The sequence below is a fragment of the Haloferax sp. AB510 genome, assembly GCF_024136985.1.
Taxonomy (GTDB): Archaea; Halobacteriota; Halobacteria; order Halobacteriales; family Haloferacaceae; genus Haloferax.
In genome coordinates this window covers 37,095-52,560 of sequence record NZ_JAMYJY010000003.1, presented here as the reverse complement: position 1 = coordinate 52,560, position 15,466 = coordinate 37,095, and the positions used below count along the sequence as shown (strand labels likewise).

The 15,466-nt window shown below is 64.7% G+C and carries 14 protein-coding genes; 4 read left to right on the top strand and 10 right to left on the bottom strand.

Annotation, left to right across the window (positions count from 1 at the left end; translation table 11 throughout):
* Positions 1 to 10 precede the first annotated feature (10 nt).
* Complete coding sequence (locus NKF06_RS01065; RefSeq protein ID WP_253244247.1) at positions 11 to 880, top strand: SMP-30/gluconolactonase/LRE family protein; 870 nt, start codon at positions 11 to 13, stop codon at positions 878 to 880.
* A 90-nt stretch (positions 881 to 970) separates the two neighbouring features.
* Here NKF06_RS01065 and NKF06_RS01060 read toward each other — a convergent pair whose 3' ends face one another.
* Both NKF06_RS01060 and NKF06_RS01055 read right to left on the bottom strand, forming a co-directional pair.
* The gene (locus tag NKF06_RS01060; RefSeq protein WP_042664749.1) at positions 971 to 1,387 is read right to left on the bottom strand and encodes a heme-binding protein; all 417 of its coding nucleotides are present in this window, start codon (positions 1,385 to 1,387) and stop codon (positions 971 to 973) included.
* Between the two features lie 169 nt (positions 1,388 to 1,556).
* Positions 1,557 to 3,173 carry a glycosyl hydrolase family 28 protein gene (locus NKF06_RS01055; RefSeq protein ID WP_256477163.1) on the bottom strand — a complete coding sequence of 539 codons (1,617 nt, stop codon included), beginning with the start codon at positions 3,171 to 3,173 and terminating at the stop codon, positions 1,557 to 1,559.
* Positions 3,174 to 3,229: 56 nt separating this feature from the next.
* Between NKF06_RS01055 and NKF06_RS01050 the strand changes: the two genes are divergently transcribed.
* Together NKF06_RS01050 and NKF06_RS01045 are read left to right on the top strand one after the other, a co-directional pair.
* Positions 3,230 to 4,657, top strand: a complete 1,428-nt coding sequence (locus NKF06_RS01050; protein WP_253244246.1) for a sulfatase-like hydrolase/transferase — start codon at positions 3,230 to 3,232, stop codon at positions 4,655 to 4,657.
* A gap of 108 nt (positions 4,658 to 4,765) precedes the next feature.
* Positions 4,766 to 5,896 carry an enolase C-terminal domain-like protein gene (locus NKF06_RS01045; RefSeq protein ID WP_253244245.1) on the top strand — a complete coding sequence of 377 codons (1,131 nt, stop codon included), beginning with the start codon at positions 4,766 to 4,768 and terminating at the stop codon, positions 5,894 to 5,896.
* Positions 5,897 to 6,054: 158 nt separating this feature from the next.
* On the opposite strand, the gene NKF06_RS01040 is transcribed toward NKF06_RS01045, so the two are convergent.
* From NKF06_RS01040 to NKF06_RS01010, 7 genes are all read right to left on the bottom strand, one after another.
* On the bottom strand, positions 6,055 to 6,273 hold the full coding sequence (locus NKF06_RS01040; protein ID WP_058567742.1) for a hypothetical protein: 219 nt from the start codon (positions 6,271 to 6,273) through the stop codon (positions 6,055 to 6,057).
* A 132-nt stretch (positions 6,274 to 6,405) separates the two neighbouring features.
* The gene (locus tag NKF06_RS01035; protein WP_253244244.1) at positions 6,406 to 7,467 is read right to left on the bottom strand and encodes an ABC transporter ATP-binding protein; all 1,062 of its coding nucleotides are present in this window, start codon (positions 7,465 to 7,467) and stop codon (positions 6,406 to 6,408) included.
* Entirely contained in the window at positions 7,464 to 8,534 is a 1,071-nt protein-coding gene (locus NKF06_RS01030; protein WP_253244243.1) for an ABC transporter ATP-binding protein, read from the bottom strand. The genes NKF06_RS01035 and NKF06_RS01030 overlap by 4 nt, the downstream gene beginning before the upstream one ends.
* A gap of 45 nt (positions 8,535 to 8,579) precedes the next feature.
* Entirely contained in the window at positions 8,580 to 9,605 is a 1,026-nt protein-coding gene (locus tag NKF06_RS01025; protein WP_058828530.1) for an ABC transporter permease, read from the bottom strand.
* Positions 9,606 to 9,607: 2 nt separating this feature from the next.
* A complete protein-coding gene (locus tag NKF06_RS01020; protein ID WP_233194390.1) occupies positions 9,608 to 10,612 on the bottom strand; it encodes an ABC transporter permease in 1,005 nt (334 codons plus the stop codon).
* A gap of 73 nt (positions 10,613 to 10,685) precedes the next feature.
* Positions 10,686 to 12,542: an ABC transporter substrate-binding protein gene (locus NKF06_RS01015; RefSeq protein WP_058828529.1), complete on the bottom strand. Its 1,857-nt coding sequence runs from the start codon at positions 12,540 to 12,542 to the stop codon at positions 10,686 to 10,688.
* Between the two features lie 123 nt (positions 12,543 to 12,665).
* Positions 12,666 to 12,887 carry a hypothetical protein gene (locus NKF06_RS01010; protein WP_253244242.1) on the bottom strand — a complete coding sequence of 74 codons (222 nt, stop codon included), beginning with the start codon at positions 12,885 to 12,887 and terminating at the stop codon, positions 12,666 to 12,668.
* Between the two features lie 186 nt (positions 12,888 to 13,073).
* On the opposite strand from NKF06_RS01010, the gene NKF06_RS01005 reads away from it, so the two are divergent.
* Positions 13,074 to 13,535, top strand: coding sequence for a universal stress protein (locus NKF06_RS01005; protein ID WP_253244241.1), 462 nt, complete (start codon positions 13,074 to 13,076; stop codon positions 13,533 to 13,535).
* Between the two features lie 137 nt (positions 13,536 to 13,672).
* Here the strand turns inward: NKF06_RS01005 and NKF06_RS01000 are convergent, their stop codons facing one another.
* Entirely contained in the window at positions 13,673 to 15,331 is a 1,659-nt protein-coding gene (locus tag NKF06_RS01000; protein WP_253244240.1) for a right-handed parallel beta-helix repeat-containing protein, read from the bottom strand.
* Positions 15,332 to 15,466: the final 135 nt, after the last annotated feature.

Here is a 15,466-nt window from a genome sequence, read left to right as displayed (position 1 = left end):
CGACCACTCGATGGCATGGGAGTTCGAGCGAGTCGCGGGTCCGTTCCGGGCGACTGAGGGGCCGATTTGGACTGGCGACGCGGTTCGATTCACGGAGATAACGGAGCATCAGGTCCTCGAATACGACCCCGAGTCGGGGGAGACCGGCGTCTACATCGATTCGACCGCCGGCGCGGTCGGCCTCCACGAGGGCCTCGGTGGCGAGCTGTACGCCTGTGAGGCCGAGGGCCACCGCATCGCCGCACTGGCCCCGGGCGAACCCGCGGCGGTCGTCGTCGACGAGTTCGAGGGCACGCCGCTCAACGGGCCGAACGATCTCGAAATCGACCGCGACGGCGACGTCTGGTTCACCGACCCCGACGACAAGGACCGGGGGTTGCTCGGCCACACCTCCGTCTTCCGGGCCGAGCGGGTAGATGCGGACGCGGGCGACGAATGGCGACTCGTCCACCTCACCGACGAGATGGACCGCCCGAACGGCATCCTTCTCTCGCCGGACGAGACGCGACTGTACGTCGCAGAATGTACCTACGGCCCGGACCAAGAGACCGACCTGCGAGCCTACCCGATTCGGGACGACGGGTCGCTCGGCCCCCGCGAGATACTGCACGACTTCGGCGACCACCGCGGCATCGACGGCATGACGCTCACGCAGTCGGGCGAAATCGTCGCCTGCGCCGGCTGGGAAAAAAGCGGTCCGGGACCGTCGATTTACGTCTTCTCCACGTCGGGCAAGGTGCTCGAACGTCACCCGTTCCCCGAGAACCGCCCGACGAACTGCACGCTCGGCGGGCCGGACGGCTCGACGCTCTACGTCGCGGACATGACGGGGTGCCTCTACGCGGCCGAGACTGACCGCTCGGCGTACGTTCGATTCTGACCGAAAAGGGACCGTGAGGACAGATACGCTGGATTGGGTGTCGTCGGAACCGAAACTGAAACCGGACTCGGCGACTCCGACGCGGGCGTCTCAGCGGAGCGGTTCGAACGCTTCGAGTCCCGCTTGGGACGCTTCCATGTCTTCGGACACCGCACCGCCGCTCGCGCCGACCGCGCCGACGACGACGCCGTCGTGTTCGACCGGGAACCCGCCGCCGAAGACGACGACACGACCGTTGTCGGTCGTGTGGAGACCATACACGTCGCCGCCGGGTTCGGCTCCTTCCTTCAGTTCGTGGGTGGGTTTCTTCACCGCGGCGGCGGTGTAGGCCTTGTTCTGTGCGATGTTGCTCGCAACGAGCTTCGCGCCGTCCATCCGGCGGAAGCCGAGAAGGTTGCCCTCGCTGTTCGTCACCGCGAGGTTCAGCGGTACGCCGAGTTCCTCGGCTTTCTCCTCCATCGCGTCGAGAATCGTCTTGGCTTCGGCTAGCGTCAGCTCTTGTACCATCGATTCGACCGTCGGCGGCTCGGAGCAAAAACCCACCGTTCACGGGGAGAAACGCCGCTGGAACGGCCACAGACGGCGATACGGCTATCCGAACCGAATCGAACGTCGCGGGCTCGACTGCGTGTTTTCGCGTTCGTCCGTCGTGGTCGCGTCGGCTTGAACGTACGGGTTATCGCGGGAGGGCGTTCCCCGACCGCTCGAACGACTCCACGTCGCCGGCGTCGGCGGCGTCGATGAGGTCGTTGTTCACGAACAGTCGCTCGCTGTCCGTGTTCGACAGCGAGAGGAACGTCCCCGTTCCCGCTGTCGCCCGGGAGTTCCGAACCGTGATGTCCGTCGTGTCGACGAGCGATATCGCCGCCGCATCGTCGTCGCGGTGGGCCTGTCGGCCGACGAAGCCGTCGACGAGCAGGCCGTCCACGTCCTCGCAGGCCAGTCCGCTCCGGTAGTAGTCGGGCAGGTCGTCGCTTTCCTCCCACTCGACGGTCACGTCGCGCATCGTCACGTCGCGGGCGTTCTCGACGTGGACGCCGGCGATGTCGTTGGCGAAGATTGGCGTGACGACCGAACTCGGCTGGAGGTCGAAGTTGCCACCCACCTCGTCGGCGTACTCGCTCCCGGTGAGTTCGATGCGGACGTTGTCGAACTCGATGGTCTCGATGTCGGAATCCTCGGAGCCGTAGACGAGCGCCCCGTTCTCGCTGCGCGCGACGATGTTCGAAAAGCGCACGTTCCGAATCCCGCCGAGGTCGGTGTCGTCGTCCCGCGGGACCGACGTGACGTAGATGGGTTCGCCCTTGCCCCACCACGGACCGGGGAGCATGTTGGAGTTGACGACGATGTCGGTGAAAAGCACGTTCTCGACGACGCCCGAATCGCGGTGCTGGATGCCGAGGCCGCGGTTCGACTCCTGGACGACGATGTTCTGAAACAGGCAGTCGCGAATCGTGTCGTCGGTGCCCGAGCCGAACTTGATCGCGCAGGCGCTCGACCGGAGCGTGCAGTTCGTCACGACGATGCCCTCGCAGGTCACCGGCTCGTCGGGTCGCGCGCCGAAGGTGATGCTGTCGTCACACGACTGGATGGTGCAGTCGGAGATGTGGACGTTCTTCGTGTCGCCGAGCGCGATGCCGTCGCAGTTCGGGATGAGCAGGTGGTTGAGGATGTCGACGCCGCGGATGTCGACCTCTTCGGTCCCGTGGAACGACAGCGTCCACGCGGGCATGTCGCGGATGGTCACGTCGCGGATGCGGACGTTCGTACAGTTGTTGAACCGGAACATCGGGCCGGGGCGGAAGTCGGGTTTCGCGACCGGCCACCCGTCTGTTCCCTTCGTCCGCGAGAGGTAGGCGTCGCCCTGCCGCGCCTCGTGGGGGCCGTTCGAGATGAGCGGGTGCGACGCGCTCTCGTTGGAGTGGCCCTGAATGGGCGTGTCCATCCGCATGAACTCGGTCCCGAGGCCGTCGAACTCGCCCTCGCCGGCGATGGTGACGTTCTCCACGTCCTCGGCGAGGAAGAAGATGCGCTCGTTGTCGGGGCCGATGAACTTGTCCGTGTACTCGGACTCCTCTTTCGCGGGGCTGACGACCGCGCCAGCTTCCAGATAGAATGTCACGTTACTTCGGAGATGGACGGTTCCGACGGTGTACGTCCCGCTGGGGACGGTGACGGTTCCGCCGCCGGACTCCGAGCAGTCGTCGATGGCCGTCTGGAACGCCTCGGTCTGGAGGTCGTCGGTCTCGTCGGCGTAGGCTGTCACGTCGAAGGCACTCGCTGCGGGTGGCATGTACGCGTACCCTCGCGGTGGCCTATCTTTATACTACTGGTGGTCGGAGTTCGGCCGTGAGTGATGCTCGCCCAAACGTCCTGTTCGTGATGACTGACCAGCAACGGTCGGACACGATTCAGGCGCTCGGAAACAGTCGAATCCACACCCCGAACATCGACCGACTCGTCGACCGCGGCGTCTCCTTCACCAACGCCTACTCGCCGGACCCGATCTGCATCCCGGCGCGACACACGATTCGGACCGGCTGTGAGGCCATCACGACGGGCTACCTCGGGAACGAAAAGCGCGACGCACGTCAGCTCGAAGAGCGGTGCGGCCCCTTCCTCGCCCGAAGCATGCGCGAGCGGGGCTCCCGAACCTTCCTCGTCGGGAAGTACCACGCCCACCCGCGCGACATCGACCTCGGCTACGACCACCACCTGAGTTTCGAGACGTTCCGCGAGGAGACCGGCCACGAGGTCAAGACGACCGCTCGACAGGGGGCGATGGTCCACCTCCCCCAACAGAACCGGCTCCCACCGGACGACAACTACGAGGCGTGGATGACCGACCGCGCGGTCGATCTCATCGGTCGCGACACCGACGAGCCGTTTTTCGGCCTCGTCTCGTACGAACCGCCGCACCCGCCGTTCGCGCCGTCGCCCCCCTTCGACCGGATGTACGACCCCGAGCGCCTCGGAAACCCGGTGAAAGGTGACCTCGAAACCGACCATATGGACGAGAAGATACCCGCCCAGAACCACCACTTCTGGACGACCCGCGAGGGCGGCATCGACGACACCACCGCCCGGGTCATCAAGGCGTACTACTACGGCATGATTTCGGAGGTCGACCGCCGAATCGGTCGCCTGCTCGACGCGGTCGAAGCCCGCGACGACGCGGATAACACGCTCATCTGTTTCTTCTCGGACCACGGCGAACTGCTCGGCGACCACCGCGGCTGGGAGAAGTCGTCGTTCTTCGAGTCGTCGTGTCGCGTCCCGTTCCTCGTGAGTTGGCCCGCGGAACTACCGGCCGGCGAGCGCCGCGACGACCTCGTGGCGCTGACCGACCTGTTCGGCATCGCGACGACCGCCGCGGGCGACCAGGAACTCCGCGACGGCGTCGACGTGCTCGGGTCGATTCGGGGCGACGCGGAGCCGAGGGAGCGACTGTTCGGCTACCACCGGACGCCGAGGCTCCCGCCGAACTTCACCGGGATGGTCCGCGAGGGTCGCTGGAAGTACGTGTTCATGCGCAACGGCGGCTGCGAACAGCTGTTCGACCTCGCGGCCGACCCGAACGAACTCGACGAGTGCGCCGCCGATAACCCCGAGGTCGTCGCCGAACTCCGCGACGCGCTGGCGGCAAAGCTGACCGACGCGGGGGCGGACGAGTTCGTCGAGAACGGGACGCTCCGGCGTGCCCCGTACCAGGAAATCGACATGGGTCGGCTCGTCCGCGAGCCGTACCCCGAGGAGCCGGCCGACGTGCTGGACTGACGGACCGGCGTCGCCGGGTTCTCTCCCACGCTCTCCCCGCCGCCCGGCCCCCGAAATCGCCGGTCCCGCCGTACTTTTATGAGCGTTCCGCGTAACCGACTACCACGAATGGAGATCAGCGACATCCGTACCATCCGGTTCAGCTGTGAGTCCCACATCGACCCCGACGAAAAGGGCCACGGCCATCCCGGCGAGCCGAGGGAGTCGACGCGGACCATCACACACGTCGTCGTCGACGGCGGCCCCGACGGCTACTGCCGCGGCGGCCACGAGGCGGCCAACGAGTTCGCCAAGAAGCACCTCGTCGGCGAGAATCCGCTGTACCGCGAGAAGCTCTGGCAACTGCTCTGCCGGGCCGAGCGACTGAACAAGGGGACGCTCACCGACAAGCGCGTCGCGCCCATCGACTGCGCGCTCTGGGACATCGCCGGCAAAGACGCCGGCCTCCCGGTCTACCAACTCATCGGCGCGGCGCGGGACTCGGTCCCGGCCTACGGCAGTACGATGGTCGGCGACGACGACCCCGACGGACTCGGCTCCCCGGAGGCGTACGCCGACTTCGCCGAGGAACTCGTCGAGGAGGGGTATCAGGCCGTCAAGCTCCACACGTGGATGCCGCCGTTCGGCGACGACCCCGAACAGGACATCGCCGCCTGCCGGGCGGTCCGCGAGCGCGTCGGCGACGACATCGACCTCATGCTCGACGCCCACCACTTCTACAGCCGAAGCGAGGCCAAGAAAATCGGGAAGGCGCTCGAAGACCTCGATTTCCGCTGGATCGAGGAGCCGATGGACGAACACTCGATGTCCTCCTACGAGTGGCTCTCGAACGAACTCGATATCGCCGTCGTCGGCCCCGAGACCGCCGAGGGGCGGATGCACACCCGCGCCGAGTGGATAAAGCGGGACATCGCCGACATCATCCGCGTCGGCGTCTACGACGTGGGCGGCATCACGCCCGCGCTGAAGGCGGTCGGCCTCTGTGAGTCGTTCAACATCGAGTGCGAGATTCACGGCCGCGACGCGCCCAATCTCCAACTGCTCGGGACGATGGCGTTCCCCGGCCGGTACTACGAGCGCGGCCTCCTGCACCCGAAACACGACTACGAGACGTACTTCCCCGGTCTCGAACACCCGCCGGACGAAATCGACGAGAACGGCGTGGTCAAACTGCCGCAGACGCCCGGCCTCGGCTACGCGTTCGACTGGGACTACATCGACGCCAACCGCGTCGAGTAACCGCGCGAGAACGCGCGGCGAAACGAGTACGGAACAACCGACGAGGGCCGCTACGAAACAGAATCGACGGCGGTCGCTCGCGGAACGCTGTACGCTGCACGCTGTTTTTGGGTCGGTGATTCAGTTCGACGGTCGGTGCTGGTGACGGACCTCCGCGGTCAATTGTACGAGCCCCAGAGTCGGAGCAACAGGAAGCCGCCGATGCCGACGCCGACGAGCGAGATGCCCCAGACGCCGAACATCCCCGCGAGCGTCCCGTCGAGGACGAACCGCGCGAGGAGAACCATGAAGACGCCGGAGAGCACGGTTATGATGAAGTTCCGGTTCGACGACGCGACCTTCCGGAGCGAAGGCACGCGCGATGCGTTGACTGACATACGTACTCACACGGTAGCCCTCCGCACACAAATAGATACTGTTCGTGCGGGCGTCGTTCGACCGGCTCGAACGGCTCTGCGGGGCGAAAACGGAGCGTTGAAAACTGGGTCGCGGCGTCCGCGAACGGTGATTCAGTCGTCGACGATGCTCGGACTGTCCCAGTACTCGTGGGTGTCGTCGGCGCGGAAGCACCGCGCGGCGTGGCCGTTCTCGTCTTCGAACGCGCCCGGGTCGTTCGTCTCGCAGACCTCGCGCGCCTTCGGACAGCGCGGGTGGAAGTGACAGCCGCTGGGCCTGTTCGTCGGGTCGGGGATGTCGATCTTCCGAATCGGGAGGTCGTCGTCCTCGTCGCCCTCGTAGAGGTTCGGCGTCGCCCACTTCAGCGCCTGCGTGTAGGGGTGCTGTGGGTCGCCGATGACCTGCTCTATCGGTCCGACTTCGACGATGCGGCCGAGGTACATGACGGCGATGCGGCCGCCGGACTTCTCGGCGATGTACCGGGCGTTCGAGAGGTCGTGGCTGATGAAGACGTAGGAGGTGTTGAACAGGTCCTGCAGTTCGAGCATCAGGTCCATCATCTCCACCCGGAGGCTCACGTCGAGGGCGCTGATGGCCTCGTCGGCGAGGATGACGTCCGGGTTCAACAACAGCGACCGAACGAGTACGACGCGCTGTTTCTCGCCGCCCGAGAGCTGGTGGGGGAACCGCTCGACGAAGTCCTCGGCGGGCGTGAGTCCGACGCGTTCGAGGAGCGCGTAGATGCGCTTTCGGCGCTCCTCCTCGCCGAGGTTCGGGTTCCACTTCTTCAGCGGGAGCATCAGCGAGGTGAGGATGCGCTGGTTCGGGTTCAGCGCGCTGCCGGGGTCCTGGTGGATGATCTGGAGCGACCGCCGAATCTCCGAGAACGGAATGTCCGGATTGCGGTTGTTTTTCGCCTCCCAGATGTCCTGTCCGCGGAAGGTGACCGAGCCGTGGGTCGGCTCTTGTGCGCCGATGATGGTTTTTCCGAGCGTCGACTTGCCGCAGCCGGACTCGCCGATGAGCGTGACCACGTCGTTCTCGCCGATGTCGAGCGAGATGCCGTCGACGGCGCGGACCGTCTGCCGCTCGCCGAACAGGCCGAGGAAGCCGCTGCTGTCGGTGAAGTGCACCGACACGTCGTCCACCGAGAGGATGGAGTTATCGACGCTCATTCGCCTTCACCCCCCTCTTCGGCCGCTTCCATCGCGGGAATCGGAATCTCGTCGGCCACGTCGTCGTGGTAGAAACACGCGGTTCGGTGGCCGTTGCCGCGGTCCGCCATCGGCGGTTCCGCCTCCGCGCAGGACTCATCGGCCATCGGGCACCGCGGCCGGTACGAACAGCCGGGGATGTTGGTCACCGGGTCGGGCTTCGAGCCCGAAATCGACTGCATCTCCTCGATGGGCGCGTTCAGGTCCGGCGTCGCGTTGAGGAGCGACCGCGTGTACGGGTGCGCCGCGTCGTAGAGAAGCTCCTCGGTCGAGCCGACCTCGACGATGTCGAACGCGTACATCACGACGAGCCGGTCGGCGAGCTTGGTGAGAAGCGGCAGGTCGTGCGTGATGAAGATAATCGTCAGGTCGTACTCCTCTTTGAGGTCCTTGAGCAGCGACACGATAGAGCGCTGCATCAGGAGGTCGAGCGCGGCGGTCGGCTCGTCCATCACGAGCACCTCCGGTTCGAGGATGAGCGCGAGCGCGACGAGCGCGCGCTGTTTCATCCCGCCCGAGAGCTCGTAGGGGTACGAGTCGAGGACGCGGTCGGGGTCTAAGTAGAGGTCACCCAGAATCTGGTGGGCGCGCTCGAGCCCCGCTTCCACGTCGCGGTTGTGGTCTTCGAGGGTCTCCTTGAAGTGGCCGCGGACCTTCTTGACGGGGTTGAACGAGCTCATCGCGCCCTGGAACACCATGGCGACTTCGCCCCAGCGGAACTTCCGAAGCTCCTCTTCGTCGAGGTCGAGCACGGAAATCGGCTCGCCGCCATCGGGCGGGTAGTACGTGACCTCGCCGGAGGTCTCGCCCGGGCTGACGACCGCGTTCATCAACGCAGAGGACGTCATCGACTTCCCGCTGCCGCTTTCGCCGACCATACCGAGCGTCTCGTTGCGGTAGATGTCGAAGTCGACGTTGCGGACGACTCTCGATTCGCCTCGGTTGGTCCCGAAGGTAACCTCCAGGTCGCGGACTTCGAACACGACGTCTTGATCCGGGTCCGAGTCGTTCTGATTCGACGTTCGCATTGTTTGGTTGGTAGTCATCGTCTGGTAATAGGTGTTGGCACGGGGTCAGTCCCCGCCGGTCGCCTGCGATTGGTTGTTCTTCGAGGTGCCTTTCTTCTTCGAGGTTTTCGCGTGGCGTGCCCGGAGGCGGACGTTGAACAGGCTGTCGAGCCCCTGCGACAGGAGGACGAGCCCGAACGACAGCAGGAAGATACAGACCATGGGCGCGACCATCCACGGGAGCATGTCCGGTCGGGTGAGCGCGTTGCCCTCGTACGCGAGGTTCATCATCACGCCCCAGTTGAACGTGGTGAACGGCAGGATGCCGAGGAAGTACAGCCCCACTGATTCGAAGATGATGCGCCGGGAGGTGAGCGCCCCGTTAATCATCACGTACGGCATGAGCTGCGAGAGGATGTCCCGCCGGAGAATCGACGACAGCGGGATGCCCATGATTTCGGACGCCTCGACGTAGGACTCCTCGCGGATGCTCAGCACCTGCGAGCGGACGGTCCGCGCCAGCCCCGGCCAGTTGTCGATACCGAGGAACACACCGACGATGTAGGGGTTCTCGGGCTGGAAGATGGCCGTGATGACGATGATGAGCGGCAGGCCCGGAATCGTGATAACAACGTCGGTGATGGTCATCAGGAACGAGTCGATGCGCGTGCCGTGTTCGAAGCCGGCGACGACGCCCACGAGGGCGGCGAAACCGACGCTCACGACCGCGCCCGCGAAGATCATCTTGAACATGCCCGGCGTCGCGTGGATGAGCTGGGCGTGAATCGGCTGGCCGAACACGTCGGTGCCGAGCGGGTACGCGAGCGATTCGAACGGCGCGGCGAGAACGGGAGCGTCACCGCTCGTCGGCCGCTCGACGAGCCAGACGCCGACGGTTCCCATGAGGAGGAAGAACGCGAGAATCGCGCCGCCGACGAGCGCGCGCCAGTCGTCGACCGCGATGCGCGCGGGAGCGACGACGTTCATCTCGAGGAATCGCTTTGCGCGGTCGGCCCGCGATTCCGGGTCCGGGTCGATGTCTTCGTCGTAGAGATCCTTCAGGTCGAACGAGTCGGAATGTGCTTCGCTCATAGTTACTCCTCACCCACCGAGATGCGCGGGTCGATGAGCGTGTACGTGAGGTCGGCGATGAAGATGGCGGTCAGCGAAATCGCCGTGAACACGATGAGCGTGCCCATCAACAGCGGGTAGTCTTGCGTCTTGACCGCCTCGAACATCAGGAGGCCCATGCCCGGGTACGCGAAGACCTCCTCGACGATGACGGCGCTGCTGAAGACGCCGGCGATGCCGATCATGAACTGCGTGTACATCGGGAGGATGGAGTTGTGCCCGAGGTACTGCGTGGCGATGCGGGTCTCGCGGAGCCCGCGGAGCTGTGCCACGCGGATGTAGTCCTCACCGAGGACGCGAATCGCGTTGCCGCGCATGGCGAGCGCCCCGGAGGTTGCGAGCGCGCCCATCGAAATCGCCGGGAGCGCCGCGTGCTTCACGAGGCTGAGCATGAACTCGGGGTTGTACCCCGCCGCGATTCCCGAGCCGATTCGGCCGCCCGTCGGGAAGTAGTTGTTCTGGATGGCGAGGAAGTAGATGAGTACGACGCCGACGATGTAGTACGGAATCGAGTTGAGTCCGATGATGAGAGATGACACCGTGGAGTCGAACCGCGACTTCTCGCGGTAGGCCGTCATCACGCCGAGGAAGATACTCAGCGAGTAGCCCAGCGCGAGCGCGTAGACGCTGATGAACATCGACCACGGGATGCGCTGCATGATGAGCGTCGTGACCTTCTCGTTTTTGAAGAACGAAGTGCCCAGGTCCTGCCGGAGAATCACGTCAGACGCGTAGTTGAAATACTGTACGTGCATCGGCTGGTCCGGATTCACGTTCGTGTAGAGCTGTATCATCCTGTTCAGTCGGTCGATGTCGACGCTCCCGCCGCTCTGCGAGAGAATCACGCTCCGCATCGCCTCCGTCGGACCACCCGGCATGGCTTGGTACAGCAGAAACGAGACCGTCATCGTGACGAGAAACGTCAGTATCGCTTGCCCGAGACGTTTCAACAAATACTTTGGTGTCATTATTAATAGTTTGGCTTCTAGCGTGAGAGGGCTTAATTGTGGTGGTTAAGCCCGTTGGGGGTGCCGTCTCACCTTACTCCGAGTTCGAGCTAATCCATCCGTTCTTGAACGAGAACTCGCCCGGTCGGTTCGTGTTGAGTTCGTAGTCGTCGCCCGTCGGCATGGAGAAGTCCTGCGTGTCGCCCCAGTAGCCGGAGTCTTCCTCGACGAAGACGAAGTCGGGAAGCGCGTAGTTGAACCACTGGACGAGGTCGCGGGTCCGCTCTTTGACCTGCTCTGCAGACTCGGAGTTTGGCAGGTCGTTCATCAGCTGTGCGGGCTGAATCTCCTTGCCGCTGCCCGAAATCTCGGTCGCGCCGACCTCGCTCGGGATGGTCGTCGTAAAGGGCTTGCCCGTCGGGCCGGTCTCGTTCCCGCTGGAGGGGTCGCCGACCTCGATGCCGTAGAAGTTGTTCGAGAAGTACGCCGTCGGGTGCCACAGCGCCTTCGCGACGTGCCATATCCAGAAGATGTCTGCCTCGTACGTTTGGAGGCGCTGGTAGTAGTCGGTCGAGCTGACCGTGCTAATCTTCGTCTGGATGCCGAACGCGTTGAGCTGGTCGTTGAAGACCTTCGTGGCCTGCACCTGGGTGTTGTTGTTCTGCGTGAGGACGGTGAACGTGAAGGACTCGCCGTCGGGGTCGACCCACGTGCCGTTCTCCTTGGTGTAGCCGGCGTCTTCGAGCAGTTGCGTCGCGGTTTCGAGGTCCTTGCCGACCGGGTAGTCGATGAGCTGGTCGACGAAGTCGGAGCCGAGGTACTCCTCGTGAATCGTCGAGCGCAGGGCCGTCTGGTTCTCGGCGGGCGCGCCGACAGTTCCGGCCTGTCGCATCGCGGCGACCATCGACTCGAAGTCCACCGCGTTGACGATGGCGCGTCGGACGGGGAGCCTCGCGATGTGCTCGTTCTTGAAGTTGAACGTGAACTTCTGGGTGCGGAACCAGTTGAGCCGGTAGACGTTCTCGATGTTGTCCGGGTACCGGGACTGCTGGGACTCCGACATGAGCACGTCGGGGTTCATGTCGAGTTGGTCGTTCACCGACAGCGACTCCACGTCGGAGGTCGTCTCGGGGATGATGCGGACGTTCGGGATGTCCGTGCGGCTCGCGTACGGGTGATCTTCGAACTTCTCGAGGATGGTCTCCGAGGAGTTGAAGCCGGTGACGCGGTACAGCGCGTTGCCAAGTCCCTCGTCGATGAGCTGTTGGGTGGTGATGCTCATGTCGAGGAGGTCGCTCGTCACGCTCTCGCGCTCGCTGTCACTCGATGCTTCCTCGTAGCGCGTGAGGTATTCGCGGTAGACCGACCGCGGGGTGTTGACGAACGTCTCGGCGACGTTCGCCTTCATGAGGTTGGGCGAGACGGCCGTCTTGAACGTCCGCTCGATGGTGTAGTCGTCCACGAGCGTGTTGCTCTCGATGGGCGACTGCTCAGGCGACTGCAGGCGGTCGATTTCGAGGCCGATGTAGTAGTCTTCGGCCGTCAGGTCGTCGCCGTTCCACCACTTGAACCCCTCGGGGAACGTCAGCGTGAGCGTCCGCCCGTCGACGCTCATGTCTTCGAGCAGGTCGGGTCGGACCGTCCCGTCGGCGTAGCCGCGCGCGACTTCCTCGAACAGTTGGTCCTGCAGGGTGTGCGCGTAGTTGCCGAGGCTGTAGCGGTTGAACTGCACGTCCGTCGCGGGTCGGCCCGCGGGGTAGTCGAGAGTGTCGTCGGCGATGGTCGCGCCGCCCTCAGTGCTCGTACCGCTGTCCGTGCCGTCTTCGGTGCTGCCGTCTTCGGTCGTCTGCCCCGAGCTATCGAAACAGCCAGCCAGTCCCGCTGTGCCAGCGACCGCCCCGTATTTGATAAGGTCTCGTCTCTTCCAGTTGGTTGAACGTTTTCCAGCCATGCGGTATCATCTATCATGATACTCCCGGTTAATATAGATACTGGATTTGTCCATACTGGCCGTGCCAGAGAAAATAACTATCCTCGTTGTAATTCCTGACTGTCAGGGTTCGATGAACGTCTCTCACCCGCTTCTGGTCGTCCACAAGAGCAGGCCGAGCATCGCGACCGCCAACCCGCCGAACGTCGTCAGTTGGAGATAGACGAGCGCGTGGGTCGTCGTCCCCGGTTCGATAGACGGAAGCGAGATGAGTAGCAGGACGATAGAGGCCAGCGAGATGACGAGGACGAACTTCATCCGGGTCTCGTAGTCGCGGAGCACGTCGGCGAGACTCGTTTCGGGCATGCCTACGTAGAGTACCGCGGTGTATTTCAGTATACTGCCGCCGGGCGACTGCTCCACCAGGCGACGAGTCGAGCGTCGCACGCGGGGGAGAAGGTGCACGGGCCGGTGGCTCGTACTCCCGCCAACCCCGCCCGCGCCGTCTGTTCCTGCGGTAGACTTAGATAAGACGAGACGAAATGCAGGTGCATGGACAGAGGATTAGTACTCATCGAGAACACTGACTCGCACGCGGACCTCCTCCGGGAGGCCAGAGAACACGCGCTCGGCGCGGACGCCGACCTCGTCCTCCTCGTCACGCTCACCGAAGACGAGTTCGAGGAGACCCAGGAGGTCCTCGACACCATCGGCGACGTCGAGCACACGTCGTACACGGAACAGGACGCGTTCAAGGGTGCGATGAACGACGCCGAGGAAGTCGCCCGAGCGGTCTTCGGGACCGACGACGAGGTGTCCTACGAAATCGTCCCGCGAATCGCGAGTGAGAAAGAGCGCGCCGAGACGGTCATCGAAGTCGCAGAAGCGGAGGGCGCGGACCACGTGTTCATCCTCGGCCGGAACCGCTCGCCGACCGGGAAGGCGCTGTTCGGCGACCTCGCGCAGTTCGTGATTCTCAACTTCGACGGCTACGTCACGCTTCACACCGAGTGAGCGTCCCCGCGGCGGTCTGACCCGTCGCCCCCGTTTTTCGGACCCATCGACCGCGTCGCGAGCGGTCGTCAGTTACCGGCCACCAGCCCCGAGCCAAGTAGTCGGCGAGTAGTCGGTCGCCGGTTTCGACACTCCGTTCAGCGCGTCTTGTCCACGACGTAGTCGAGCGTCACGTCGACGCCGGGGTCGGTGCGCCACTCGAAGACGAGGTCCCAACTCCCGGCGGAGCCGTTCCACTCCACGTAGCTCTCCCACGCGTACGTCTCCGACGACCCGGTCGATGCGGGCTTCGCGCGGACCGAGAGCGCCGACGCCTCGAAGTCCTCCGGCTCGTCCACGCTCCCCGGGATGGTCACGTCGGGGAACTCGCTGACGCCCTCGACGCGGGCCGCGGGCGACTCGCCGGCCGAGAGCGTCACCTCGCCGTCGGCGAAGCCGCCGCCGACGTTGTCCCGAACGACCGTCGTGTTCGAGAAAATCCCGATGTTCCGGGTTGTCCCGCCGCCTCGCACGTCGTTGTTGACGATGCGGTTGTGGTTGCACGCCGGCCCGGTTTCGAGGATGCCCCACGTCTGTTTTGGCTCGTCGCGGTCGTCGTAGACGCGGAGGTTGCTAACCGAGATACCTTCCGCGGGAAGCTGTTCGCCGTCGTTCCGCGAGTCGATGCGGACGCCGTCGCCGTTCGTGTTCTTGACGACGCCGCCCTGCACGGTGAAGTCCCGGCAGTTCTGGATGAGAATGCCCTGGTCCTCCGCGCCCTCGATGTTGACGTGGCCGATGGTGATGTCGTAACACTCGGAGACGCCGAAGACGCCCCGGTTGCCACCGCGGCTGACGACCTCGCCGACCGTCACGTCGTGTGCACCGTTGGCGACGCGGAACGTCGCGTAGCCCGCGGGACCGCCCGGTTCGAGGCCGACGACGCTGTTCACCGTCGCGTCGACGGTGTCGTTGAGGAGGACGACGCAGCTCGCGGGGTCGTTGCCGACGACCTGCTCGATTTGGATGCGGTCGACGCCGTAGGTCTCGACGCCGTGGTGGCCGTTCCCCTCGACGTATATCTGCCCCATCTGGATATCGGTCGACCGGGGCGCGTCCCCCCGGCCGTCGATGCGGATGCCATCGCTCGTCACGCCCGTGATGCGGATGTCGCCGAGGCGGACGTTCGAACAACTGGTGAGTCGGATACCCATCGACGCCGGTCCCTCGACGACGAGGGATTCCACTTCGATGTGTTCCGCGCCGACGGCCCGAACGACCGGTGGCACCGACTCCCCGTCGGGAATCGAGAGCGTCACCGGCGCGTCGAGGGTCGTGTAGCTCGGGAGTTCGAGGCTGCCGTCCCCGCCCGTAATCTCGCCGGGCGAGGCGATGAGCACCTTCTCGTTCCACGTCCGCCCCTCGGTGAGGCTGTCGACGGCCGCCTGCGCGACGGGTACGACGCCGTCGCCCGACGCGACTTCGCCGTCCGCGCCGTCCGCGTGGAACGTCCCGTCGTCGTCCTTCCAGACGATAACGTCGGCGTCGCGCGCCGAGGTGTACACGTGGTCCACGTCGAGCGACGCGAGGTTATACAGACTGTTGCCGTTCGCGTCGACGTCGCGATTCCACGGCTTTCCGTCGTTTCCGGGACCGTCCCCGCGGTTCTCTTCGCCGTCGCCGTCGCGTTCCTCATCGGACTGGGCGGCCGCGGTGCCGGACAGCGCCGCGACGCCGGTGCCGCCGAGGAGCGCGAGCGCGGTTCGTCTGGTGAGCGAGGCTCCGTTCGAATCGCTAGCTGTGGGTGTGTCTTTCATACCCACGAATCCGTTTTTAACAAACGTACATAAATTTAATTGCAGAATCAGATTCGCTTGCGTCAGCGACGACGCGTCGACGGAAGAATCGAAAACGGAACAGACGGGACAGACAGCGGGACGTGGCTCGGACTT